Annotated in this window: 38 protein-coding genes; all 38 read left to right on the top strand. The window is 41.3% G+C overall.

What is annotated here, in order from left to right:
- Positions 1–987 precede the first annotated feature (987 nt).
- The 38 genes from RDN79_RS04295 (at position 988) to RDN79_RS04110 (ending at position 25,032) form a co-directional block, all read left to right on the top strand.
- Positions 988–1,623 carry a hypothetical protein gene (locus RDN79_RS04295; protein WP_298552756.1) on the top strand — a complete coding sequence of 212 codons (636 nt, stop codon included), beginning with the start codon at positions 988–990 and terminating at the stop codon, positions 1,621–1,623.
- A 211-nt stretch (positions 1,624–1,834) separates the two neighbouring features.
- The gene (locus RDN79_RS04290; protein WP_298552754.1) at positions 1,835–2,293 is read left to right on the top strand and encodes a hypothetical protein; all 459 of its coding nucleotides are present in this window, start codon (positions 1,835–1,837) and stop codon (positions 2,291–2,293) included.
- Positions 2,294–2,751: 458 nt separating this feature from the next.
- Positions 2,752–2,985, top strand: coding sequence for a hypothetical protein (locus RDN79_RS04285; protein ID WP_298552752.1), 234 nt, complete (start codon positions 2,752–2,754; stop codon positions 2,983–2,985).
- Between the two features lie 39 nt (positions 2,986–3,024).
- On the top strand, positions 3,025–3,375 hold the full coding sequence (locus tag RDN79_RS04280) for a hypothetical protein (RefSeq protein ID WP_298552749.1): 351 nt from the start codon (positions 3,025–3,027) through the stop codon (positions 3,373–3,375).
- A 346-nt stretch (positions 3,376–3,721) separates the two neighbouring features.
- Positions 3,722–4,135: a hypothetical protein gene (locus RDN79_RS04275; RefSeq protein ID WP_298552747.1), complete on the top strand. Its 414-nt coding sequence runs from the start codon at positions 3,722–3,724 to the stop codon at positions 4,133–4,135.
- Positions 4,122–4,448 (top strand): hypothetical protein, encoded by a 327-nt coding sequence (locus RDN79_RS04270; protein WP_298552745.1) that lies wholly within the window; start codon positions 4,122–4,124, stop codon positions 4,446–4,448. The genes RDN79_RS04275 and RDN79_RS04270 overlap by 14 nt, the downstream gene beginning before the upstream one ends.
- Positions 4,424–5,086, top strand: a complete 663-nt coding sequence (locus RDN79_RS04265) for a hypothetical protein (RefSeq protein WP_298552743.1) — start codon at positions 4,424–4,426, stop codon at positions 5,084–5,086. Before RDN79_RS04270 ends, RDN79_RS04265 begins: the two co-directional genes overlap by 25 nt.
- Positions 5,087–5,112: 26 nt before the next feature.
- Entirely contained in the window at positions 5,113–5,406 is a 294-nt protein-coding gene (locus RDN79_RS04260; RefSeq protein ID WP_298552741.1) for a hypothetical protein, read from the top strand.
- Position 5,407: 1 nt separating this feature from the next.
- The gene (locus RDN79_RS04255) at positions 5,408–5,878 is read left to right on the top strand and encodes a hypothetical protein (protein WP_298552739.1); all 471 of its coding nucleotides are present in this window, start codon (positions 5,408–5,410) and stop codon (positions 5,876–5,878) included.
- Positions 5,879–5,890: 12 nt separating this feature from the next.
- Entirely contained in the window at positions 5,891–6,121 is a 231-nt protein-coding gene (locus RDN79_RS04250; protein WP_298552737.1) for a hypothetical protein, read from the top strand.
- Between the two features lies 1 nt (position 6,122).
- A complete protein-coding gene (locus RDN79_RS04245; protein ID WP_298552735.1) occupies positions 6,123–6,593 on the top strand; it encodes an Imm51 family immunity protein in 471 nt (156 codons plus the stop codon).
- A gap of 29 nt (positions 6,594–6,622) precedes the next feature.
- Positions 6,623–6,916, top strand: a complete 294-nt coding sequence (locus RDN79_RS04240) for a DUF4120 family protein (protein WP_298552732.1) — start codon at positions 6,623–6,625, stop codon at positions 6,914–6,916.
- A gap of 47 nt (positions 6,917–6,963) precedes the next feature.
- A complete protein-coding gene (locus tag RDN79_RS04235) occupies positions 6,964–7,455 on the top strand; it encodes a DUF4313 domain-containing protein (RefSeq protein ID WP_298552730.1) in 492 nt (163 codons plus the stop codon).
- An 11-nt stretch (positions 7,456–7,466) separates the two neighbouring features.
- Entirely contained in the window at positions 7,467–7,727 is a 261-nt protein-coding gene (locus RDN79_RS04230) for a hypothetical protein (RefSeq protein WP_298552728.1), read from the top strand.
- Between the two features lie 14 nt (positions 7,728–7,741).
- A complete protein-coding gene (locus tag RDN79_RS04225) occupies positions 7,742–7,975 on the top strand; it encodes a hypothetical protein (RefSeq protein WP_298552726.1) in 234 nt (77 codons plus the stop codon).
- A 26-nt stretch (positions 7,976–8,001) separates the two neighbouring features.
- On the top strand, positions 8,002–8,181 hold the full coding sequence (locus tag RDN79_RS04220; protein ID WP_298552724.1) for a hypothetical protein: 180 nt from the start codon (positions 8,002–8,004) through the stop codon (positions 8,179–8,181).
- A 14-nt stretch (positions 8,182–8,195) separates the two neighbouring features.
- On the top strand, positions 8,196–8,687 hold the full coding sequence (locus RDN79_RS04215) for a hypothetical protein (protein WP_298552722.1): 492 nt from the start codon (positions 8,196–8,198) through the stop codon (positions 8,685–8,687).
- 75 nt (positions 8,688–8,762) lie between these two features.
- Entirely contained in the window at positions 8,763–10,412 is a 1,650-nt protein-coding gene (locus RDN79_RS04210; RefSeq protein ID WP_308572922.1) for an LPD29 domain-containing protein, read from the top strand.
- A gap of 3 nt (positions 10,413–10,415) precedes the next feature.
- Positions 10,416–11,390: a hypothetical protein gene (locus tag RDN79_RS04205; RefSeq protein WP_298552719.1), complete on the top strand. Its 975-nt coding sequence runs from the start codon at positions 10,416–10,418 to the stop codon at positions 11,388–11,390.
- 35 nt (positions 11,391–11,425) lie between these two features.
- Entirely contained in the window at positions 11,426–11,704 is a 279-nt protein-coding gene (locus RDN79_RS04200; RefSeq protein ID WP_298552717.1) for a hypothetical protein, read from the top strand.
- An 82-nt stretch (positions 11,705–11,786) separates the two neighbouring features.
- The gene (locus RDN79_RS04195; RefSeq protein ID WP_298552714.1) at positions 11,787–12,245 is read left to right on the top strand and encodes a hypothetical protein; all 459 of its coding nucleotides are present in this window, start codon (positions 11,787–11,789) and stop codon (positions 12,243–12,245) included.
- A gap of 13 nt (positions 12,246–12,258) precedes the next feature.
- Positions 12,259–12,879: a hypothetical protein gene (locus RDN79_RS04190; protein WP_298552713.1), complete on the top strand. Its 621-nt coding sequence runs from the start codon at positions 12,259–12,261 to the stop codon at positions 12,877–12,879.
- Between the two features lie 13 nt (positions 12,880–12,892).
- Positions 12,893–13,465, top strand: a complete 573-nt coding sequence (locus RDN79_RS04185) for a hypothetical protein (protein WP_298552711.1) — start codon at positions 12,893–12,895, stop codon at positions 13,463–13,465.
- Positions 13,466–13,507: 42 nt separating this feature from the next.
- The gene (locus tag RDN79_RS04180; RefSeq protein ID WP_057256247.1) at positions 13,508–13,732 is read left to right on the top strand and encodes a hypothetical protein; all 225 of its coding nucleotides are present in this window, start codon (positions 13,508–13,510) and stop codon (positions 13,730–13,732) included.
- 14 nt (positions 13,733–13,746) lie between these two features.
- On the top strand, positions 13,747–14,367 hold the full coding sequence (locus tag RDN79_RS04175) for a hypothetical protein (RefSeq protein ID WP_298552708.1): 621 nt from the start codon (positions 13,747–13,749) through the stop codon (positions 14,365–14,367).
- 35 nt (positions 14,368–14,402) lie between these two features.
- Positions 14,403–15,101, top strand: coding sequence for a hypothetical protein (locus RDN79_RS04170; protein WP_298552707.1), 699 nt, complete (start codon positions 14,403–14,405; stop codon positions 15,099–15,101).
- Between the two features lie 7 nt (positions 15,102–15,108).
- A complete protein-coding gene (locus RDN79_RS04165) occupies positions 15,109–15,624 on the top strand; it encodes a hypothetical protein (protein WP_298552705.1) in 516 nt (171 codons plus the stop codon).
- A 41-nt stretch (positions 15,625–15,665) separates the two neighbouring features.
- Entirely contained in the window at positions 15,666–16,316 is a 651-nt protein-coding gene (locus RDN79_RS04160; RefSeq protein WP_298552702.1) for a hypothetical protein, read from the top strand.
- Between the two features lie 194 nt (positions 16,317–16,510).
- Positions 16,511–17,059: a hypothetical protein gene (locus RDN79_RS04155; RefSeq protein WP_298552700.1), complete on the top strand. Its 549-nt coding sequence runs from the start codon at positions 16,511–16,513 to the stop codon at positions 17,057–17,059.
- A 94-nt stretch (positions 17,060–17,153) separates the two neighbouring features.
- The gene (locus tag RDN79_RS04150) at positions 17,154–18,104 is read left to right on the top strand and encodes a hypothetical protein (RefSeq protein ID WP_298552698.1); all 951 of its coding nucleotides are present in this window, start codon (positions 17,154–17,156) and stop codon (positions 18,102–18,104) included.
- Positions 18,101–18,388 carry a hypothetical protein gene (locus RDN79_RS04145; RefSeq protein ID WP_298552697.1) on the top strand — a complete coding sequence of 96 codons (288 nt, stop codon included), beginning with the start codon at positions 18,101–18,103 and terminating at the stop codon, positions 18,386–18,388. Before RDN79_RS04150 ends, RDN79_RS04145 begins: the two co-directional genes overlap by 4 nt.
- Positions 18,389–18,459: 71 nt before the next feature.
- Positions 18,460–18,702: a hypothetical protein gene (locus RDN79_RS04140; protein WP_298552695.1), complete on the top strand. Its 243-nt coding sequence runs from the start codon at positions 18,460–18,462 to the stop codon at positions 18,700–18,702.
- A 4-nt stretch (positions 18,703–18,706) separates the two neighbouring features.
- A complete protein-coding gene (locus tag RDN79_RS04135; RefSeq protein ID WP_298552693.1) occupies positions 18,707–19,294 on the top strand; it encodes a tyrosine-type recombinase/integrase in 588 nt (195 codons plus the stop codon).
- Positions 19,295–19,314: 20 nt separating this feature from the next.
- Complete coding sequence (locus RDN79_RS04130) at positions 19,315–20,244, top strand: hypothetical protein (RefSeq protein ID WP_298552691.1); 930 nt, start codon at positions 19,315–19,317, stop codon at positions 20,242–20,244.
- 2 nt (positions 20,245–20,246) lie between these two features.
- Positions 20,247–23,249, top strand: coding sequence for an N-6 DNA methylase (locus RDN79_RS04125; protein ID WP_298552690.1), 3,003 nt, complete (start codon positions 20,247–20,249; stop codon positions 23,247–23,249).
- 20 nt (positions 23,250–23,269) lie between these two features.
- Complete coding sequence (locus RDN79_RS04120; RefSeq protein ID WP_298552688.1) at positions 23,270–23,587, top strand: hypothetical protein; 318 nt, start codon at positions 23,270–23,272, stop codon at positions 23,585–23,587.
- Positions 23,588–23,769: 182 nt separating this feature from the next.
- The gene (locus RDN79_RS04115) at positions 23,770–24,327 is read left to right on the top strand and encodes a hypothetical protein (protein ID WP_298552685.1); all 558 of its coding nucleotides are present in this window, start codon (positions 23,770–23,772) and stop codon (positions 24,325–24,327) included.
- A 123-nt stretch (positions 24,328–24,450) separates the two neighbouring features.
- On the top strand, positions 24,451–25,032 hold the full coding sequence (locus RDN79_RS04110; protein ID WP_298552683.1) for a hypothetical protein: 582 nt from the start codon (positions 24,451–24,453) through the stop codon (positions 25,030–25,032).
- Positions 25,033–25,034 lie beyond the last annotated feature (2 nt).

The following is a 25,034-nucleotide window of genomic DNA, read 5'->3' as shown; positions in this document are numbered from 1 at the left end:
CCGACATCAACACTTTACCTTATATAACCCATACATATATTCCTATCTCTGTCACCATGTATAAGGTACTTTTCCCTTTTAGAACCATTTTTTCAAGTCGTTTCTTCTTAATTTCCTCACTGAAAAAAAGTAAGTTTCTCAGTACATAATCGCTCAGTTTCCAAAACGAGACTTGAAAATTCGGGCTTTGGAAGCGTATGCCATCCGCACCGGCAAGCATACCCTCCCTCGTCTTTTTTTTCTTCTTTCAATCCGAAACATATACTGATTATCAGTTAATTATAAGGTTTACTTTTGTACAAAGTAAACCTTTTTACTCTTTAATCACCTTCACAACTTTCAATTTGTAACCAAAAAAAATATTTTCTTTCTGTTTACCCTATTACATTAGTTGTAACTAATTGATTTTAAATTAATTGCTATCAGTTTTACTTAATTACACTTGATTATTCGGATAAAAACGATTAAAAAAAAATTTAAGGGGAATAATATTTCTTTTAAGTAATTGATATTCAATGACTTATAAATATCCCTTCGCGTGCGCGTGTGTTCTCATTCATTTTAGAAAGGATTTTGACCGTCCCTAAAAAAAATATTTTGGAAAAAGTTTGGAAATAGAAAAATCAATATTATCATTAAACAAGTCCAACGGGAAACAACTACCCAAAACAAACGGACTTAAAACAGTATCAAAAAAGCGAATAAAAAAGCTGATACGAAAAACGCTCTTTGACAAACAGTAAATTAATCACCCGTAACAAGGTGAACACACACAAAACACCGTTATAAGGTTTATAATCTTATACGAGTTGTATCTGATACGCTCTGTTTTGTCCCTATGTTTTTACGATTGACAAAATTTCTTTTTAGCAAAGTTGAAAAATTTTGCTAATCCAAAAAAAACGTATAAAAACGTCAAAGGGGAAAATACACCCTTTTGCGAAGAAATAAAAAAAGTAGTTATTAACAATCTAAAATTTTAAGAAAATGAAACAATTAGTTATCAATGTATCTAAAGACGTTACAATTAACGATTTAGTATGTAGCCCGAATGTTATTTTGTTGGCAAAACAGAGTACAACAACCAACGCAAAAACGGGTGAAACGACTACAAATGTACGCTATATAGAGGTGTGCAAAGTCGAAAAAACGGATGCTTTGACTATCATTCAAAGTCTGTTAAAATACTGTATTGCAGAGTATTTTGTTTGTAGAGATTTAGAAAAGGACTTTGCAGATACCAATATCAAGCAAAGAAAGTTGTTCAACCAATTTTTAAGCGGTAACACAATTTACCGTACCAATTCGGAAGGCAAAGTTTCAAATGCGCTTGTTTCGGAAGTACCTTTCAGCCAAACAGCACTAAAAGTAAAAGATTATCACACTATTACAATGTGCAAAAAAGAAAACTTGAAAGCTGCCATCTATCAGCATTCAAAAGCGATTTTGTCGCAATGTGAGTATCTGCGCATGATTGTTAAAAAAGCCGAAACTTTGGATGCAACGCAAAGCGAAACAACCGAAAAACAGCCTACAAAAGTGACGACAAAGCGCAAAGAAACGACAACCGGAGCGACTTTTGTCCCTACCGCCACCGCAATGGTAGCCGCACCCGCTGTTTAAAAACAAGCCGTTTGCCTCATGCAGACCGTACCCAAAAAGGTGCGGTCTGCTTTTTTATACCTACTCATCTCACCTGTGTTTGCTTTTTTTGTGTACATACTGCATTAAAATGTTACGCAAAAATTTTTCCCCGGCGGAATTACGGGAGAAGTACGCCCTAACATGAAGTGGTTTCGGATGTAAATTTTCACAATCAAAAAACTGTAAAGCAATGAAAGCTAAAGATATTCTCGACAATTATTGTCGGTTGTATAGGGTAACTATGCCCGAAATTAACCCTGCGGAAACGCAATATTTCGTAACAATTTCCCCGGACGGTGCGGATGTGTTATACCTGCGTAAAGCGTCAAAACTTCTGGGGCAAATCATCGGGGCTGCCATGAAGCGGGGCACTGTTTTACACGTTCGCAACGGGGCAGTATCTCCGCTGACATGGGAGAATTGGAAACAGACATGGAACAAATTGTTTGCGCCAAAGGTGCGCGACCGCAAACCTGCCCCGATACCCAATTATTCACGTCCTTATAAATCGAAGATGTTTGAGGAAGGGCAACAAAGGAGCGCACATAAAAAGCCGCAAAAGCATGGGTTTGAATGTACTTTCGTGGCAAACAAGTCCATGAATTTACTCACACCCGCCAGAGTTCCCAGCATCCAGATAGGGGGATAATTGCGACTAAAAAAAAGCGACCAGGCAACCGCAAGTCACTGTAACCGTAGCACCACTGCACGGAAGCGGTCAGACAAGCTGGTCAGTATGCAGGTAGTGGGCTGGAATATGCCTGCTATCTGCTACTTTTTTATATGCCATTCTTATGTGGCAACGTGTAATATATGTCATTTTCCGGTGGTTTCTCACGGGCTTTAATATACACTTTGTCAGGATTGTACCCTGAATAGTCCACACTTCAAATAAACTTCAACTTTACTTCTTTGCGTCGTGATGACGCTCGTCCTACCTCTAAAATAACACGGTTAACACAGTGCAGCAGGGCTGCTTCCAAATCACACTTAACTGGGTGAGCTGTGTTCCGCTGTTATCCTGACAGGACAAGAATAGATGAAGTAAAAGGAATACACGGTAGTTTCAAAATCGCCTAAAAAATAAATTCTATAAAAATATTTGCAATGAGAAAAGAAATGAAAGAAGTACTGTTTATGTACGAAATGGGCTTTGAAAGCCTACAAGGTTGTGGTTATAGGGTTGTTGAAATTGTAGCAAATCATTCATACAAAAGAATGGTTCCCATCGAACGTATGGATCGAATACTTAGACTGTGCGGCATAAAACGCATTGGGAATGGATTAAGTTTTGGACTTATAAATCCAGAAGACAAGAGAATAATTATTATTAGAGGTTAATGCCCCACATAAACACTAAAACAAAATCATAATACATATATGGTAGAAATATTCAGTACAGACCGTACCATGAGTCTGGGCTGCTTCGAAAATTTCAAAGCTGCCAAAGGTACGCTTAACGGACTTATCGCTTCAGGCGAACTCTCTGGTGAAAACCCGGCAGTGCTGGTTTGCTGCTATAAAAACAATGAAATGCAACGTGAATATACCGCTACTTATTACGGAAAATGGCATGTACCGGCATCTCCCAAAGCACCTCACATCGCACAAAAAATCGAAGGGGTTCGCCGTAAGGTCAAAAATCAATGTTGCAAAATCTATGAATTGCCGGTGGACTGCTTTACAGAAGCGTTCTCTGACTGGATAGGCACTTATCAACCAGTGATTTGAGAATAAACCCGCAAAAATCAAGTAACCTTAAAAAAACAAAGCCATGAAAAAAATCTATTGTTTTATCAAGAAGTACGAAGACCAGATTTCAAACATCGTGTTTGTGACGGGATTATTGGGTATAGCGGTAGCTGCCTACTTTGTTTTTACCTGCCCACGAGTGCCATGTTTCGGCTTCTAACTACACAGTAAAGATATAATATATAACGCTTTATGTCTTTTCTGTTTCTGCCGGGGTTCTGCCTGAATCTCGGCTTTTTCATGCCCCTACGAAAAAAAACGCATTGAGTTTAACCGATGCAAACTAATATCAACTAATCTAATTACAACAATAAAAATTGAGATTATGGCAAAACATAATACGACCTTTCATGGGACCGATGTCAATAAAGCGACCAGCCTTTTTGAATACGGTCTGCTTATGCGGTGGAAACCTAAACAGAAAAGCTGGCAGTGTATTTACCAGTGTGAATGTCCTCCGGGCAGTACACGATATAGCTACGGCTGGGTAGATGAAGAAACGCTCGACGAAATTTTCACGAAAAGCTGGGGTGTAAAACACCTTAAATCATTTATGGATTTCCTTGGAAGTAGCTGGGAAGAATGGAAAGAGCTAACAATGTGCCAACGTGTGAGCGATTTCATCAGCTATTTTGGAAGTGGGGAATTATTCAGTACAGATGCCACGGGTGGATATAGTATCAAAGAAATATGCAAGAAGTTGAAAATTAAATATTACGAAGAATATGAGCAGGCTTAACTATTACTACCTCGATTATCTGCACCGTGAAGTCGGATTAACCCGTAGTGATATAGAGTCCGTCCCGGAATCCGGAAGCGGAGACGATGCCTGTTCTGTAATTGCTGACAAAAAGTATGTGCAAAAACAACTTGCAGAAGTCACGGATGAACAACTGTTCGATGCCGTAAAAAGCCTCTGTGATAATCCCGAATTGCCCTCTCGAAAAATAGCTATCATGTACATTGTCTGGATGGTGGCTCTCTCGATTAAGGAAGAAGTATTTACCAATCAAAAAACAGAATCACCATGCCAGAAGACAAGAAAACGATAAAAGTAAGGCTCCACCATATTGAATACGGTGTTTACCTTGAAGTATGGAAAGTCCAGACAGAAGAAGGTAGTCCCAAACGATATGTAGGGCGGGACATGAGTTGCTGTGACCGCCTTTGGAGTGCCCTGTGTGACGCCCCGTATGGATGCTGCGAACCGGACTGCCACCTCAGTAAAGCCGTTGAGATTATTGTCTGCGATAAGAACTGGAACGAACAACTCAGAGATGGAAACGACCGGGAACTCTATCCTGAAAGTTTTCCAACCCTTGAAGAAACGCATGATTCAGAATGGGCAGCCGTCAAAAAGCAAATTCCAGGTGTAACCAAAGAGGGGTTCTCAACATGGATAGAAGCCAAAATGCCCCCAAATGTCAGTGATATAAACCGTCTTAATTGGCAAGCTCCAACCCATTATGACGTCATAGAAACAAAAGTGCTTCGTCGATTTGCATGGTTAGGCGAAAACTACGTCGTTCTCCGGCAGACCAACAGACATAAGATGTGCAATGCGTTTTGGTACGAGTATTTCACAAGCAAGGAAAAGCTGGAGCAATACGAGTCACTAACATTTTTCTACGGCTATGAATATGGCGACCAACTGACAAACTCGCTCAAAGAGAAACTCACTAAAAAATAATACCACGAATAATCAAATTTTGAATTATGACAGATAAAATCCTACAAATGTTTTTCGACATCGCCAGATGGGAAAAAGCAATAGAGAAAGGTGTAGGCAAAAAAAATACGAATATGAGCGAAGAACAATTACAAGAACTTGCTGAAAGTGGCCAGTGGAAAGACAGGGCTATTGACTTGCTCCAGCGTAAAACAAAAGCCTGCCTGGAAATCATTCTTTCCTTCGTGAACGACTACTGGCAAAACCTTGCCAGCGATGAAGAAAACCTCTACAATTTTGAGGTGTACGAGTCTGAATATTTGGAAGTTTATACCTATTGATATGAGAAATTCAAATCCGATAATCTATAAGGGAGTGGAATATCCCTCCGCTTATATCGAGATGGACGGCACAATCGGTTGTATCCGAATTGCCACCGAATCGCTGCAAAAAACTTTGGAGCAAGACGGGTTATTTGATGCTGAGGTCCCCGGCGAAGTTGAAGCCGTTGACAATCAGATTGCTTACTATGTCACCGACGAAGAATTTAAACTACCTATTCGGGAAGTGAAGAAAATCATACGGATTGCCTACGATGAAAAAAGTCCCCATGAACCTTCTGTGACGAAAAGCATCGGTGAACTTAAAAAGGGAGAATTCTTCCGCCTGAAAGATTCCGAAACGGCCCCGGTATGGGTCAGAGGTGGATATGTTCCGTTAGAAAAAAAGTTTAGCACCTATAAGTACGACGATGTGAACCATGAACGGCTGTGCAAGGGTGAAACAGAAGTTTACGTGGGATTTACATTCTAAGAATAATCAAATATGGCGCGTCCTGTTACATATCTCTTGCCGGTTTATTGGGCTTGTGCTCTTGTAAACGATGACTATACAGGTCTTAGTGATGAAGAAGAAAAGCAAATAAACGATTTTCTGGAAACAGCAGAAGGCCGTCCGGTCAGTGTGAACTTTGAAACCGAAGGCTTTTACCGGCGCAACGATGCCGGTACTTTGCCCGGAAACTGTGCAGAATTCATTTTTTTTATAGACGAATAATATGACAACAAGTAAAAAACAACCTTCTCCGAAAACAGAACTGATTAAATTTAACAAATCAATAGTTCCGTTTCACATCTTCGATCACGAAAACGGCTTGTACTCCTTGTGTTTGCACGAGGGCAACAAATACGAAAAGACTTTCCGTGAATGTCGAAAAACGCCGAATGATCCCGAAGGAAACGGGTACAACTTCGAGGCGTTAATCAAAAAGTTTATATCAGAAAAAATGCCGGACGACCCTTTCAATCAGATAATAGGTTCAACGCCATTGAAAATAAGTTTTTTTAATGGAACAACGTCGGAAAATGACTCGAAGCTGGTGTATGATTCCGAATGCGGTATGTTCTGCGTGTATGCCAAGGATAAGGAAAAGCTGATGAACTTGGCTGCCGGCTTAAAGTCAATTTGCGATGACGCAAGCCTGCTAAAAGACCTGATTTCCCGCACCAACTTCTTCGATAAAGACTAATAAGTACCCACCATTTAATATAAAACACCATGAAAATATTTTGCCAGGAATGGTATGATGAAGCAATGAAACATGCCAAAGAAACCAACGATCCTACACTGCAAGAGTGCCTTGACAGATTAAAAAGCTGGGAGACAAACAATCCTGACCATCCTTGCGAGATTGAGTTACACAGGGATTTTGCTCCACTTTCATTTCTGTTTGTGCAACGCTATCCTGATGGGCGAGAAGGAATTGTGGGCGGTTTAGTCTATCACGGTACTCCCGATGAATCAATGTGCGTGCAGTTAGTTCCGACAAAAGGATGGCAAACCCATACCTAATCACCGGAACAATCCTACCAAATATTAACAATCAAACAACAACGAATATGAATTTTGAATTTGCAATCATCAAATCAGACAATTGTACCTATCTATGCCGGAAAGATGAAGAAACATATTACTGCGTGGATAACCCGATGTTATCCTTCACAGAAGGAGAAGATGAATTTGAAATCATTCCTCCCGATATGTCTTATAGAAAGAAAATCTACAAATACAAAGGTCGTAAAGTCCGTGTAGAACCTGCCATTTACGGAAATGGTTGGCTGGCTATTAGCGTGGTAAACACAAGAAATTCAGACGATTATGAATATTTGACTACTAACCTTGGTGATCCGGATGCCTTTGGATTACCGGCCCGTACATTTGTAGATTGCAACAACCACCCTGACGCATTGAGATTTCTCGAAGAGAATGGACTGGCTAAAAACGCAAATTATCAACGCCAAAGCGGGTTTGTAAATTACCCTATGGTTATCGCCGACTTAGCCCTTCTCTATCAGCATAATCCCGAAGTATTCCAATTCATAAATCCCTAACAAAGTATAGTATGCAAGTATTTTTGCAAGAGTCGATAAATATCTGTGAACAGATTGAAAAAGGAGAATTGAAACTTAATGCAGTTCCCTATAACGACCCTAAAACAGACTATCTGATTTCAATATTGCCGGAGTGTGATTACGCAGAATGGTGCGATTGCACTCCGAATAATCAACCGGATTGGCTGGCGTTCAGACCGTCCGATGCTCCTCTCACAACCTTGTATCTGAAAAACAAGCACTCAAAGACTATTTATTTCATAACCGATTAAATTCAGAAAAAACGATGAAGAAAGTAAATAAAGAAAAAGCAAAATTATCAGGCGACAAACTGACCTTAGAAGAAATCCAGGCAGAATATCACGAAAGTGATGTTTGCATGGCCGAACTTCTTGCTTTCATACCAGCCAGGGGGCTGAATATGGAAGAAGCCTTCGATCTGAATATTGCAGCAAGAAAATGGGCTGACGGGGATGAGTTTTATCGGGTAATAGACGATGGAGAACCGGTAAAATTGTAAATCTATGAGAACCTTTCAAGAAATATATGATTTCTGTAAAAACGACAGGACATATCGGACATATTACGATGTACCGGATCATTTTGCTTGCACACAAAAACAGTATAGGTACTATTACCATGATGTACGGGGAGGCCAGTGTCGGGGAGGAACTTTTCTATTTCATCAGCGGTGTGTCCAGCTTGAAAGGTTCCTTCGTGGGCTAAGGCAGGACTTTTATTTGCATATCTTCCCCCATTCTTACAAAGAGGCAGACCGGCAAAAACATGAAGACTTTCTGATTTTCATCGTTGCGCATGTTGAAGAACGCGGTGTGCATGTCAAATTTACCCATCCTTATACAGGAGATGATATTTATTTCATTGCGCGTTCCCATCGTCCCTTTAACAAGGAAGGTCTTATCGGTGAAGTCAAAGCCTATATAGACAAACATCTCTTGCTGCCTCCCGGACGATACCGTGACCTGCAAGTCGAGTACAAAATACCCAAAGAAAAATTTCTGGGGTGGTATAAAACCTATAAAGAAAGAATACATATCGCCGAAGAACAAGCACATTGGGATATGATTGAAAAATACCAGCCGGACAATCGCATGAGCTACGAGGACAGTTATAATCTGTTAGCCGCATCAGGTATGTTCTTCGACTTCAATTGTGATGAATACGAGCGCAATCAGATGACTGAGGAGTTTATGGATATATGCAATCGTTAATCATTACCCCTTCAATTTACCTATACTTTCTAACAGTTTGACCCGTTCCACTCAGGGTTATAAGTGGACTATGATATGATTGAACAAGTTAAAGCCGGTGACAAGCTCACCATTATAAAGGTAAACAGTTTTGCTGCAACCAGCATCAGTGAAATAATCGTCGATTCCATCAGAGAGGGTCGGATAATCTTTGCACACAAAAGGAAACGGTATTATCTGAATTTCGATAATGGCACACTGGTTCTCAAAGGGCACAACCTGGGCATAACACAAGGCTCGTGGGGTAATGGATGCTGCTTTTTGATGAGCGGTAACTGCAATATCGGAGGTTTGGACAGTGAAACCATGAAAACGTTGTTAAAAACGAACATCAACGAGACGTTCGACCAATGGGAGCGTATTTACTGGTTCGATGGAACCAGTGAAAAAGGAGACCCCATATTCATGCCTCGTCCAGTATCGGACAATTATTTGAAATACCGGGAACAAGCCGAGAAAAACAAGCCTAAAACTGCCGGACAGATTTCTGTTGGCAATTTCATATACTGTTATTTAAAAGGGTCAAAACACCAAGACCTGACAGATATGCTTGAAACCCATTTGCAAATGGAGAAGGATTACAAGGAATATCTGCAATTGGGTAAAGTTGTTGATGTGATAGACGTGAGCGAAAAAGAATTTGACTCTCTGGAATATTCCGAAAATACAAATCTCCTGAGAGACAAAGGCGGCAGTTACTCGGAAGATATTGCAGAAAACCGTGAGGATTGCAGCTATTCTTCATTTGAAAGAGAAACTTTTTACAACCATTTCACACTCATCCGTACACCATCCGGGCGTGCTATTACAGCGGATGCCCAAGGTTACGATTATATGCGTTATACCGGTCTGTTGCCACATTATAGGGTATCAATGAAAGCTGATTGTGATAAGGTTAGCGAACGTCTGCGTATAGCCCGGGAACAAGCCGAAGAAGAGCGCATCAAAAAGGAGGAAGAAACCACCCGGTTACGAAATGAGGAAAAAGCACGCATCGAAAAAGAGTACAGTTTCCTGACGGTTACCACAGATAAGTACGACCAAAAGACTGCCGCAAACAATCTTCGTACCCTGCTCAAAGTAAAATTTCCAGCAACAAAATTCTCCGTGAAAAAATATCACTACAATTCTTATACGGTTAGCTGGGAAGATGGACCGACAGAGCAACAAATAAGCGAGATAACCCACCTCTTTAAAGATGAAGGCTGGGAGGGAATGACCGACTCGTCATATTCGATTAACACTCCATTCAATCAGCGTTACGGTTGCATAGGCTATATTTCTACCAGTAGAAATATTAGCGATGCTGTTCGGAGCCAGGAACTCGAACTGCTCAACAAAGAGTTAGGCAAAGAGTATCAAATGGAAGATTACGTAGTAGAAAAAGAAAATACAGTATCGACTTTAATATATCAACGGACATACAAAAAGGATTATTCCCCCCAAATTAAAGAAGAAGCCAAATCTGTAAAAACGAATAAAACTGCCGGTAAAACCATCTCTGTGCAAGGATTGGAACTAATTGACTATTCTGAAAAATCCTTTGCCATCATCGGAGATACCAAGCCGATAAAGAAAACGCTAAGTGATCTTGGCGGTTCATTCAATGGCCGCCTTTCCTGCGGTCCCGGCTGGATATTCTCCAAGTCCAAAATCAACAACGTCAAACAAGCCCTAAATATGTAGTCTATGGAAGCAGCAATATTACCCTATATCCCGTCCAGAGTCAGCCTCTATTATGTCGATTACCAAGATGACTTGGATGAACATGAAGACCTTCAACAAAAATGTCTGCAAGACAACAACCTCGTCCCTCTATACGAAAAAATAGATGACTGGTTTGGAGAGCAGGAAATTCAGTATCGTAATGAAGAGCTCAACAATATCCGTAAAAAAATGTCAGCCGATGGCCGTGAAGAAGAATTTGACGCCCATGAAGACGAAATTTGTGATTTACTCTACGAACGGAACGATACAGATCCGGTAACAGACCTTATTAAGAATACCAGCACAACCAACATGTTCTACTCTCTTGGTGTCGAAATTGACGGCTATCACGATGATTGGTGCGGAAGTTATCGGGGGGAATCCGAAGCAATGGCTTGTTATAAGATCAGGCGTGCCCTCAAACTTAAAAAGGGGCAATTCGATGACCGTATTTCTGACCTCGTAGAAAACGCCAGCTATGGTGGAGAATTGCGTATCTACTTCAATGCGATGTTCAACGAATTGGTCAGTAAGGATAACGACGATTTTAAAACAATTCACTTTCACGGAGATGTTGTGGTTGCCGTAGCAGACAGCCACAACGGTTCAGGCTTCGACACCACTTTGCCCTTAGATATCACCCTTCCTTTCAACCGGGACAACTTGTTCGTTGACTCTCAGGTACGCTATTCCTATGCTTCTGAAGTCTGCGGCATGTGCCATGACTGGTGTGACAGCACCCAGTGGGAACTGGGAACGCAACCAATCAAAAAGTCTATTAAGTCGAGTAAAATGGCCGCCCACATACAACAGGAAGCCAAATACACGGCAACATTCAAGGCTGGCGGCTGCTCTGCCGGGGATATGAATATGAACCGTCACCGGGATGTTTATTACGACAACAACTTCCCGTGCGGGAACCGTTGTCCTCATTGCAGAACTTTCTGGGTGGATTGAAAAAGTAAAATACAAAATAATATAAAAAGTTAAATATGAAAAAAATATTGGTAGCCAATAATGATGGTAGAATGCCTAAAGGCTTTTTAGAGCAATTAAAATCAATATCAAAATTAGACTGGCATTATGACGAAGTAGCAAAATGCTTTTATGCAGAAATAGACAATGAGAAAGAAGCAAAGTTTCTTTCCATGAAAATAATTGCAATCTCTATTGGAATATTAAATTTATGTTTTTGCTCCTACATTGAGAATGGAATCACAGTATTCTTTTATGACAGGCTTAAAGGTTATATCCCCATGACGAAAAAATAAGTAGGTCCGTTTTTGCAGAAATGAGACGGCAAATCGCATATCATAAAACAATCAAACGTCATTAATAATTATATAATTCAATATGAGAACATCAGAAAATATAGTCAGTAGCTTCTTCTACTATATGTGGAACGCTTGGTGCGAGGAAGAATGTCGCATCGTATTCGCTTCCGTTAGTTACCCACACTTCTGGGAAAAATGGTGCGCAGCCACCCATCCTACGGTGTACGGTGCAGCCGAGAAATTCTATGCTGAACTCTCCGTGCATAGCCGGACATTACTGGTGAATCGGGCTTGTGAAGTATATAACGGCAGCGAACGGCGTAGCTCATCATCCGTTGTACCTGACAAAGAACTTTTTGCCTACGTTTTCCCGGCATCACGTCTCGAACGTAACGCAACCGACGAGGAAATTCTGGCCGATTACGAAAACAACTGGGACAAGGACGAACCAACCCAAAAACTCACTCCCGACAAATTTGCGGCCTATTGCAATGACGGTTATTTCAACACCTCCGGGCAACACGTCCGTTTTATATAAACACAACTTAGTTATGAGCGAAACTATTAAACATACCAATTACGGAACAGTTAATCTCGGATGCTGTGAAAATCTATATCACACTACCTACCATCAACTGAAGAAGGAAATTCACTTTGCAGTAAGCAAAGGCGAAATCTATAACCCCAAAAACTATTTAGACCCCAAATACCACTTTTGTTATCGCTTCCCATTTCCCGACGAGGACCACCAGAAACTGTTCGGACACTATGACGATTTTGAACGGGGCTTTCAAATAGCCATATCCCGGCATCTGTTTGGTGAAGGCGAACTGTCCGTCGGACACACTAATTTCTACATACGCCATGAACACAAATCCGGCTATTCTTTCGGCATCAATTTTCCCTGTCCGGGCGATGAAAAAACGGAGATACCATTTCAAGACCTACAGAACGTAAAAGGATATTTTGTCATCGAAATCGTACAGCAGAAAATTATAAATAATCAATTAGTTACAATAGCTCGATGTCCGTTTTGTGGTAACAAATCTCAGATGACAAAGCAGGAAATTCAAATCATGCACCACATTATTTACAGTGGTAAAACCTACTACGATGACCTTACAAAACAAGTGATTGACATCGCATTGCAGGGTTATTCCGACCTCACATAAATCAATGATAACAATGAACGAAATAGAAAAAATACAGTCTCTCAAAGCAGAGATTAAGGAGAAACACGAAAAGATAAAGAAGTCGATGATTCTGTTGGTACAGATGCTCGGTGGAGAAGTTGAACCCGTAAATGGTCAAACATACAAAGCCGTAGAAGAGACCGGGAGCAATTGCGTGATAGAATCTTTTGTATTTGAAGACGGAAAACTGATGGTGAGAACCGACTTCGATGGTGACAACTTCACGCTGGAGTTAGATAACTTTCACACTGAGGAGTTGGCAAATATACTTTACCTTATGTTGGAAGAGAATAAAAACCACCTCCAGCAAAAGATTGACAGGTTGTTTCAAGCATTCTTGAAGGAACATAGGCAAGAAGAACCTCTCTATGCCTCCTGTTGCGTAAAATATCTGGATAACAGTCCACACGCAGATGTTACAATCAAGCTAAACAACGAATTAGATGACCAGGACGATTTGCTGTTTTACTACTGTAACTCTTTAAATGGTATTAAATCGCTATGCGACTTTGGTGTTGAAGAGTTTATTTTGACTGATGTATATGAACTCTTAGACCGCTTATAGATATAAATGAATAGAACTAAATAATTGCATTATAATTAAAAAATGAAAGCAATAGAATTTTCCAGCCAATACACTAAAGCGGCAAACAATTTCTTTGCCAGATGCTTGGAGTGTGAATCGGTTCCTTTGCATAAAATGCAAGACATAACCGTATCCTTTACCGACCGGGGATTTACATTACGGCTTGAAACCGTCGATAATGATTTCTCGCAGGAATTTGACGTAGACGAAAAAAGGGCTACTCCTCTCTATTTTGAAACACACTAATTAAAAGAACATACATGGGAACAGCAACAAAAGAAAATACCCGAAAATGGATTGCGGATAGTGTAAAGCCGATGTTAGCGAAAGATGATGGTACAGTATATATCCGTCGTATTAAAGGTGGTATTTCATTCGTACTCGCTTGGATGCGTTATGATATAGACGATATAGAAAACAAATTTCGCGATGAAAATTATACAATTGAAGTCTCTGTTCGCAAAACAGATTCATCGTTCTTTGCAGATGACTGGACATATATCAATGAAGGTGTCCCTTTGCAAACACCTGACGAAAACGACTCTTTTGCTACTGTCGTAGATTGGATTTTCAAGATCGCCTTAAACTATCTCAAAACTAAGATTTACTACATGCTGCCGAACAACAAGCGAATCGAATTACTATCCGAGATGCACACGGCAAACTATGATTTTGGCGAATTTGACGAACCAATCGAAGACCTTCGGAAAAATTATTTAGAGGGATCAGATGAAGCAACAAAAAAGAGCGTCGAACAAAAGATAGAAGCCCAATGCACTGCTTTTGCGGATTTCCTCGGTATGCAAGATGAAGAAATGCAATCCATGATTAGCATCAGTGACTTATCCATTGGGATAAAACAAACACTTCTTGCAGGATAATACAACAAAAATGAAATCAATAAACAGCAAAGAATATGAATAGACAACTAACAGAAGACCTGCACCAGTATTTCAAACAGAAAACAAACCCCACACCCGATGAAAACAGTTTACTGACAAGATTAACGGGTGAGCTGCCCTATTTCCCCATTTCTCACATTTGCCGTGACGATTTGGAAGGGAAAGGATTTGATATTTCAAACGTTACAGATTCCGAGATGTCAAGGTTGGCAGACAAATTAGGCGATGATTACTGTGAACAACTATATTCGATAAGTATGGAAATTATTGCTGAAGACAGCATAGAAATCCCTAAATATATTTGTCCTAAATGTGGCAAAAAAGCATCCCGCTACGATCCGTTCGATAAAACCTATCAGTGTTTTTCATGTCAAAACACATGGAAAAAAGAAGAGCCCACCGGTCGCTATGTATTAGTGGAATTTCCGGAAGATACTTCTTTCTATGAAAACAACGACATAGGTTATCCGTGTTTCAACTGCGAGGACAATGGAGCTATGTACGTTCCCGAGCATTTCTATCGGCAGCATACTGGAAAAGAACCCGAAGCGAACAGCATGTTCCGGGCTATTCAATGGCCGGAATCTCAAAGATTCTTTGAAATCGAACCCGAATCAATTGCCGCACTTTGCGAACCGATTGAAGCTGACGCCAAATCAATTGAAGATTTTGGAGAGTCATCTATCTGGGTTCCATTATGTCTAATTGAATAATAAGCCTATGTTCACCGACGAAAAAACACTCAACACGATACATGCTGACCTTGATGCCAGCGTATCACACGGGACCATGCGGCTCCAGGACTTGATACCCCGGTACATGGATGTCATTCGGGATACTCCTGAATACGTTCAACTGCTGAATGTCGTACCCGCTCGTGCTGTCGAAGACGGCAACGCAGAGTGGTGGAACAGTGAAGATGCTATTTCCCTTTTGGAAAATTTGGAAGACACCCTTGAGAACTATGCCCCCGAAGGATATTATTTTGGTGCTCACCCCGGCGATGGTTCCGATTACGGGTATTGGAAAATGGAAACAGTAACAGAACTTACTGCGGACGACAAAAAGAAATTCGTTGTCACCCTGACAATGATTTACAATGCGACAGTAGAAGTCGAAGCCACCGATGCGAAAGAGGCTGTCGAATATATACGGGACAATTTAGGTGCCCTGGCTCCCGATTCTCTGTTCGATAAGGGAGAAAAGACCGTGGACTATGCAAATCCGGTCAAATAGAATGCAGTATTGATATTGAATTTAATAATAAAAGGAAGAATATGAAAAAAGAATTTCCCTTTGACAACCTATACGAGGTGATGCTGCAATACCTTGCCCCGTTGTATTTCCCGCAGAGTTTCGATGATGATACCATACATACCTTGGCACGTGAAGAATTTTTCCGTGTTCAGGGAATTATATGTCGGGAGTACGAATTTGATGAAGACAAATACATAGAAGAATACAATGGCTTTTCACCTTTCGACGAAGTTTCTGATGACATAGAACAGGAAGTGTATGCCCGCATTAGAAAAGATTCCCGGCTATTACAAATCGTTAGGATACGGAAAGAGACAATCGCCCTCATCCGGAAAGCTGTCAAAAAAGCAAATGGAGTCATCGGTACATTTTACACCAACCGGGGTATCCGTTATCGTGATGCCAATATTGAGGAAGAGTATCAAAACTCACCAATTGTAGCAATTTGCAATACATTCAATGGCTGTTATGGAGGTTATGAAGGAAATACGGTTTACGACCTTTTCATAAACGAGAAATCAGAGCTACTATGTACCCTTAATGGTGAAGCGGGCGAAGACTTTGATGAACCTATTGAGAATGTGCAGGTCGAGGGATTAATTATACTCGTCCACTGGCTGCTGGAACATGGCTTTCTCACTTCCGATGAAGCCCCGTGCATAAGTCTATAAAGTAGTTCCTGACAACAAGCTGATTTGACAGAATTATATAAGAATAAGAAAATTGTAACTGACATGGAAGAAAACAACAAGTCAACCCCGGTATGTCCCGAATGTGGGAGCACCGATATTGAAATCCTCGACGACGAAGAAGTAGCAATCTGTAATCACTGCCTCTTAGAATGGCCTTATAACAACGAAATAATATGAAAGTAGTAAAAGTAAAACGGAAAAAAGAAATTCTATTTTTTCCGCATACTTTTCCCCATGAAGTCAAAGGCCAATCCTTTGAATATTTTATCAGCGGCGAAGGGTATAAAAAAACAAAGGCTTTTGATATTTTGAATGAAGAGATACCCGAACAGTGGAGCGGTCTGTCATGGCTGGAAATAATGTATATCCATGAAAAATACGGTCGGCATTGTTCTATCATATATGCCGAAACGAAATGTGCCGGTATTGTCGCTCTCGAAAACCTACTTTCCAGATATACACTTTTTCAGAAGGCAAAGCATCTGTTATGCCGGGAAACCGATGCTGCTTTTTTTGAACTGATAAAAACGGAAGGGATACTCTCATGGTTGGGAATGTACCAGATAGACATTATAGGGATGGATGACGAATTTGGGAAAAGAGATCCCGAATACCAACCCGAATTAGCGCTCTATCAGGGAAAAACTTGTTCAATGGACGGATATATCGAACAGAAGTTCGGAAAACGATACGTTCAGATAATAAATGCCATGATGAACTGATTAATCCTAAATATTAGTAAGCGAAAATAATTGCAAGGCGGTGAAAACAAACATTCATCGCCTTTTCTATTCTTACCCAAACAACTTGTAAAATATGAAAGCAGAATATGAAAAACTAATCCGTGCCCTACGGATTGAATTTTCCGTGGAAATAAAAGAAGCAGATGCCAACACGGACAAATGGTACGAACTTTATGTGGATAAAGACGCCGAAATCGGTACGCATACAGTCTGCAGCGCTTCTACATTCGACGAGGTAATCGTCCACTTCGAGAAATATGCTGAACAGTATGGCATTTTGAATACGCACATTGATATAATGCGCCAGCCGGACGATGCCGAGGTCGATATTAGCCTGACACATTCCGCTAAGTTGCTCAATGTCCCCAAACTGGTTAATGTCTATTTCCGCCTTGACTCCGGCTATGTTTGGGGTGGTGACCACCCCGGCATGTCTAAGGAAAAAGAAGATGCTTTCTTTGCTGAAGCTCGTCGGCTCTTTAGCGAAGCCGGTTACGAAATCAAGTCAATAAAATATACCGAATGTCCTGGCATTGTCAAAGAGTTTACTGACCTCTATTGTCACCCGATGGACCTCTCCGGCTATTGTGAAGAAAGCCGCATCCCGGAAATCGAAGCGATTCTCGCCAAAGGAACCACGTTCAAACATCGGTGTACCGATACATACGAACAAGTCTATCCGTACAATCGCGAACAGGAAATCGAATACTACCGGCAGACCTACCATGATTGTATCCAAACCCGACTGCTTTCCCTTTTCTCAACCAAGCGTCGCAACCTCTACAAACCGCAGCAGAAAGTAGTCGAACAACTTGCTAACCAAATCCGCATAAAAACAATTGAGCATACCATCGGCGTGTCCTCCGGTGATCCCTGCGAAACCTACATCCATGAATTGTACAAAGATTTGGTGTCCAAAGGTATGCTGATAGAGGCGGAAAAATCAATGGGCGTATCCTGCATCAAACTCTGTCGTTCAGCTAATGCAAAGGAAATTAAACAACTAAAACTAATCGTAACATGAAAAAGAAAAAAGATCGTTTTAATAAAATAATGAATATTCTAAGCTCAAATCAATTGATGGCAATTTATAACATACTTCAAAATATTATTGCCAATATAGACACCATATTAGGGAATAGATGTATGAAAAAGATACAGCCTTTGTTGGATGAAGGCCGATTCAAAGAAGCCCTAACAGAAATAAATTTATTCTTTGGTTCTGAATCAGAATATTCGGTAGCCAAATACCTCTGTATTTTTTCCTTGTCAAATGCTGAAAAAAAACAGGAGAAAGATAAAGAATAACTACTTAGAGAAATAAAATGTAATCGGGCGGTGAGCGGAAGTTCACCGCCTTTTTTAATCCATAAAGTCCTATGACAAAAGAAAAATTTCCGGGTCTGAACAACATGACCATCGACGAGGTGCGTGTTATGGCAAGAGTTTGCAAAAACGACGGCTGCGACACCGAAAAAACATTGGAGTGTATCACCTGTATCGACGATTGTCTCACTATTCTGCGGAGTGCGGCAATGATAAATCGTCGCCGGGGCAATCAAAGAAACAGAGTAACAGCCAGGGATGTCATTGAAGCCCGGATCATGCAAGCTAAATTATAAGGCCATGGCACGTAAAGGACAAGCAACAACCTCTGACTACCTTCCTTTTGAAGAATTAAAGAAACTCTTCGACGGACTTCACAAGGATAAACTCTACAAGTGGGAAGCCTATTGTAAGGTTTCATATTGCACGGCGTTCCGGATATCAGATGTTCGCACAACAACGTGGAAAGACATACTCCACCAAAGCGAATTGATAAAAATGGAACAGAAAACAAAGAAAAGTCGCCTGATTACGTTCAATCAGGAAATTATTGAGAACATCGCTCAAATGTACGAACTGGTCGGTTCTCCCGACCTCTCTCTGCCGATAATATGGAACTCCCATACAGGCAAGGCATTCTCACGGGAGTACATCAACCGTCGGTTGAAATATTTCCGGGTCCGGTATCAGGTTAAGATACAACACTTTTCCACTCACACGTTCCGCAAAACTTTTGCCCGCAACACATTCGAGGCGAATGGGGGAACGATGAAAGCGCTTTCGCTGATTCAGAAAATCCTCAATCACAAAAACCCACAGACCACATTAATCTATATGGGTTACGTGCAGGACGATATTAATACGATTTATAACTCCCTTCATTTCTAATCTCAATAAAGCAACAACTTATGAACAATATAGCAACAATCAATGGTATGGATATGCTTGCCGTATTCGACAACATCCAAATCAACAACGAAGAGAAAATCTCCCTTCCCGACAAGGAGTTTTGCGAACAACAACAACAGTTACTCGACGACTCCCTCGACCAGATAGACAAATGGTACAATTTCTTTCTTCAGGAAGTACAGCAATACAAGGAGAGCCATCGCATAACCTTTGCTGAGAACGGTACGGTGAAAACCAATCCGCCGTATTCTCCCACCGAAGATTATCCGTCCAACTATCACGAATTTGAGTTCCGTCCGTTCGATACGCTTAATAAGCTGGTAGAACGACGTTTCAGGGCAATCAACCGCTTCGGACGGGCCATCATCTCCTATTTTAACAACACTTATTCACTGAGTATCCCCCAGGATGAACCCGACGAAAAACACATACCTGTTAAGTTTCGTCCCAACTACCTGTCCTATGTTGATCGGGTTATCGACCACTTGGGAGGCCGTGGCTTCCGGGAAACAGCCGAGGAAGAGCTCATCCGTCGTTTCCATGAAACAGTGCTCGGTCGCTACAAGAAAATGCCCGAACTTAAAAACAACAAAATCATTTTCTACGATGTCGTTCGTTTCGATGATTTCTACTATCAGAACTACCAACAGTATCGTCTAAGTTATAGCTACCAGTCCGGACTTAATACTTTTTGTGAGGGAATCGCCTTGACCGGTAATGATAGCTTGAATGGAAGTGCCCGCATCATTTCGGGACTCAATACTGACTATATGAATATCACCGAACCGTATTCCCTTTTTTCCGGTGAAGCCGAAAAGATGAAATTCTACAAAAACGGTCGCATCGACGTTCACTTTTCTTCAAAGGCAACCGCCGAGGCCGCCTATAAAAGACTGCAACTAAACAAAGTCAATTTTCAAGATAATTAATTATGTACCAGGCAATACCCCAACAAATACCCCAGAGTCGCCGAGCCGAAATAAACGAGAAAATTTTGTTTAGCATTGACACCGGCAAAGAGTTGGTAACGGCAGAAACAATATACAACTGCTACACTGGCATAGGCGGTCTGCATCATTTAAAACAGAAAGATTACCCTTCCTACCATGAATATGCACAAGCGAAGAAGGAAATCGAAATGGGGCAGTTTTTCACGCCCCATGATATTTGCCGTCAAATGGTTGAGACCATAGCACCCGAACCTACTGACATGGTTTTGGATATGTGTTGCGGCATGGGCAATTTCTTCAATTACCTGCCTAACCAGTACAATGTTTATGGCTTCGACATCGACCGGAATGCCGTCAAGGTGGCCCGGCATTTATACCCCCATGCCACTATTAAAACCGCCGACATCCGGACATACGAATCAGATGTCAAATTCGACATCATAATCGGAAATCCACCTTTCAATCTCGATTTAGATGGCACACTATCCCAGTTTTACTATACCAATAAAGCCTATTGGATGCTCAACCCTACAGGCTTGTTCATGTTTATTGTTCCCTGCTCTTTTTTGCAGAGTGAATTTTGGGATAAATCGAAAATCAGGGTGATAAACGATGACTTCTCTTTCATCGGGCAGACTAAATTGGACCCTAATGCTTTCGCATCGGTCGGAGTACGCAATTTCGACACCAAAGTCATGCTTTTTATGCGTGCCTCACAGCACCTCGCCATGCAGCCTTACAAGGCTGAAGAGTTTGTCACCATGGACGAATTGAAACAACGGATTGTCGCTGCCAAAAAAATCCGTAAAAGTCTGAAACTGAAACTTTATCAGGAAGCCAGTGCCGAAGCTAATGCCGAAAGGGAAGCCTTTGAGTTCCGGCTCAAAAAGTACCTCTACGAGTTAAAGGCACATCCACATCTGCGAAAGCATTACGACAAAGCCACCGCGCTCGTAACCAGATTCTATAACCAGAAACCACCCGAATGTTGCACGACGGAAGAACGAAAAGTATGGGAGAAAAAGAAACTCACATACGGCAAAGTCCTTTCCGTCATCCACGCTTACATCAGGCGTCAAAATATCGTTCCCCGGAAAGAAGTTGCCCTGGTTAAAACAAATTATGGCTTTCGGCTCAAAGGCTATGCGCCCCGGCTGCTCGACGGGGTAAAGAAGAAGTATGCTTCCCTGAACCAGCTCATCATCGGTCAAGAGAAACTACCCGAACCGCCCGAAATGACTCCGGCGCTCCGAAGACAATACGATACTGCTTGTAAATTCATAGCCCGCAAAATAAAGGACTACGAATTTCAAAGCCGGGAAACTCTTGTAATGAAGCGGAAACCGGAACTTGATGCCAAAATCAGTTCCCTGACGTTCTACAACAAGCAAATGGAAATCTGCCATTTCACACCACTGCAACAACATGATATGGGGTTGATTTTCCAAAAACGCTACAGCCTGCTCAACTGGCAGCAAGGTAGTGGCAAAACAGCAGTGGCTTACTATTACGGCAAACACGTTTACGAACAAGGTCGGGTGAAGGGAGTTGTCGTTTTGGCCCCGGCCATTGCCATTCACCTGACATGGGTTCCTTTCCTCGAACGCCACAACGAGAAATATATCGTGGTAACCAAACCCGAACACTTGGATAATGTGCCGGAGGATACTTTCGTTCTGGTGGCACTCACAATGTTGGGCGATTTGAAAAAATCATTCAAACGGTTCCTCAAAATGCGGTCACAAAAGGTATGCTTGCTTTTCGACGAATCTGATGAAATTACGAATCCTGCAACCAAACGGACACGTTTAGCGCTAAGTCTTTTCCGTCGTTTACGTTACAAATTGCTCACCACCGGGACCACCACACGGAACAACATTGGGGAATTGTACAGCCAATTTGAATTAATGTACAACAACTCTATCAACATGCTTTGTTTAGCCCGGGATGTTTATTACGAAAACAAAGAACGCGAAATCGAAACAGAAACGAATCCCTATTACCTCCAGCCATTCCCGGCGAGAAGGGGAGCTACGTTGTTTAAATCTTGTTTCTGTCCGGGTAAGGCTACCGTATTCGGCATCGAGAAACACAATCAGGACATCTACAACCAAGAGTGCCTGACCGAACTGATAAACAAAACCATTATTACCCGCAAATTTAAGGAGTTTGCAGGTGATAAATACGAAATCGTTACCCGGACGGTCAAACCCAGTGAAGGAGAAAAGGAAGTGTACAAAACCATTCTCGAAAAGTTCCATGAAATACTCTATCTTTATTTCAACCCGATGAAAGACAAGAAGAAAGAGTCGCAACTTCGTTTGGTCAGACAAATAATGCTCCTGATTAAAGCCTGCTCCATTCCTCAATACATGAAAGGCTATTTCGGCGAACAATATCCCCGCAAGGCAAAGAAAATAGAACAGATGCTCCGTTACGAGATGAACGGCAAAGTGGCTATCGGTTGCACCTCTCTCGATGCCGTGGGAATGTACAAGGAATACTTGGCCGGGAAATTTCCGGATCGTCCGCTGTTTATTATCCGGGGAAACGTTGATTTCAAAGTACGGCAACGCATCCTCGACAAATTTGAGAAAACGGAAAACGGTATTTTGGTCTGCACCCAACAAAGTTTGAAAAGCTCTGCCAACGTCCCCAGTTGCGAAGATATTATTATTGAATCTCTGCAATGGAATATCCCACGCATGGAACAATTCTACTTCCGTTTCATCCGCCTCGACTCCGAAGGGATGCGGCACGTACATTTCCTCACCTATGAGGATTCTATCGAGCAAAACCTGATGGCACTCGTGCTCACTAAAGAGCGTATCAACGAGTTCATCAAGACCGGTTCCGTCATGGAAGAATCCGAAATCTTCGACGAGTTCGATATATCACCCGATATTATCTACACACTCTTTCGGCGGGAACAGGATGACGAAGGACATTTTCATATCCGGTGGGGCGCACAACAAGTAAGTTAAATCATTAAACCCGTAAAATTATGGAACAACAACAATTTAAAGGCACAAAAGGCCAGTGGCATAGAGCCATAAAAAGAGGAGGTGCAGAAAGATTGGTCGGTGTCACCGGGAACAACTTCCAACCCCTGTGTGAAATCTTGTATTCTGGTGGTTACGGCATGACTGAAGAAGAAGTCGAAGCAAATGCAAATCTGGTTAGCGCCGCTCCGGATTTGTTGAACGCTTTGATTGAAGTGGCTAATTTGCTTGAAGAGAACGAACCTAACTGGTACTTGCGGAAACACTATAACCGGATAACCTCGGCTCTGAATAAAGCACTTGGAAATAACTCTGGTTAAGAGTCAGGCAGAACCATTTCGCTGACGCCAACGAAATGCTTTCTTTATAGTATGTTGATATACAGACAACTAAAAAGACGAGTTCTTTCCAAAAAGGAAAATACTCAACCTGAAACCGGTTATTGTCAAGCCTCGCCGGTATAAAAAATATACAGTATTTAAAAACAAGAAAGGAACAGATTATGAAGGGCAAAATATCTTTAAAGAAAGAGATAGCGAACATAATAGATAATGCTGAATATCTTGGTGACAGGAAAGTTAAATGCAATTGGTATAACATGGTACAAACTAATATGTGCGTTGCTGAGGTAGTCAATGAACATGGATATAAATGTACATACCACTTTAAAGAAGACAGCAAGGATGTATTATTGCAACGAGCGGCAGCTATTCAAAGAGGTACGTCTTACAAGTTTAAGGCCAGGGACAATGGAAATAGCACACAACAGATTTTGCTCTTTCTAAAGGAAAACAGGGATGCTTTGCAAGTATTGCATGATATAAACTACCTGATGAAAGCCAACAACTGCAATGCACAACAAGCGTGCAGGGTTTTATTCAAGGATAAAAAGCAATCACCTCCCAATTTTTGCCAGGAGAGGACAAATGACTCTTGCAACCCCATCATTTACCGTTTTTGTATGAATAGCTATTCCAAGCGCATAAATATCGAATATCTGATGGAGAACATATTGCCGATTTTGCCAAAATCATATTGGAAAGGAATAAGTGACCTCTAAATAAGATAAATGGATAAAGAAATAATATTGAGAATTTAAAGATAAAAGACATACCAAACTGAATATGGATATATCAGATACAATGATTAGAGAAATATCTACACAATAAAAATAAAGGAAAATATGAATTTATACATCGGAAAACTTCAAAACGATGGCGTTGTCAGGTACATCGCCTTACCTTACGAGGAACAATACAATGCTGTTCCCCGGATGTTGGGAACATTTTACAGCACGGATGCCAGGGTCGAAGCATTGATTAACCTCGGTAATCTGGTCCTGTTGCAACCATCACCCTACAAGAAATGGAAAGGATACGGCGACATGATAAACTGCCGGGCCGAAATCCGGGACGACGGCGAGAAAAAAGGAAAGCATCTGCCACAGTATGCCGACAACCTTGAAGCATACGCCAGTCTTGATGCCTGGCTTTTCCTCTATATGGAAGGTCGTTGGTACTTCAAAACCCAAAACGGCTTCGAACCTCTTTCATCCGTACAAGTAACCTTTTCCAGTCAGAAAGATGCTTTCAAAAATATCAGCCTGTACGAACTCTCAGAAAACGGTTCATTCAATTGCGTACATACAATCCATTCCGAAAGTTGGAAAGACATGCAGATCAAAGCTATCACAGAAAAGAAAACTTACTACGCCTTTCGGAACGATAGGCTGGTAACTACCATCAACCACCCCCTAAATCGATAGAA

The sequence above is a fragment of the uncultured Parabacteroides sp. genome, assembly GCF_902493135.1.
Classification (GTDB): Bacteria; Bacteroidota; Bacteroidia; order Bacteroidales; family Tannerellaceae; genus Parabacteroides.
This window is presented reverse-complemented; position numbering and strand designations above follow the sequence as displayed.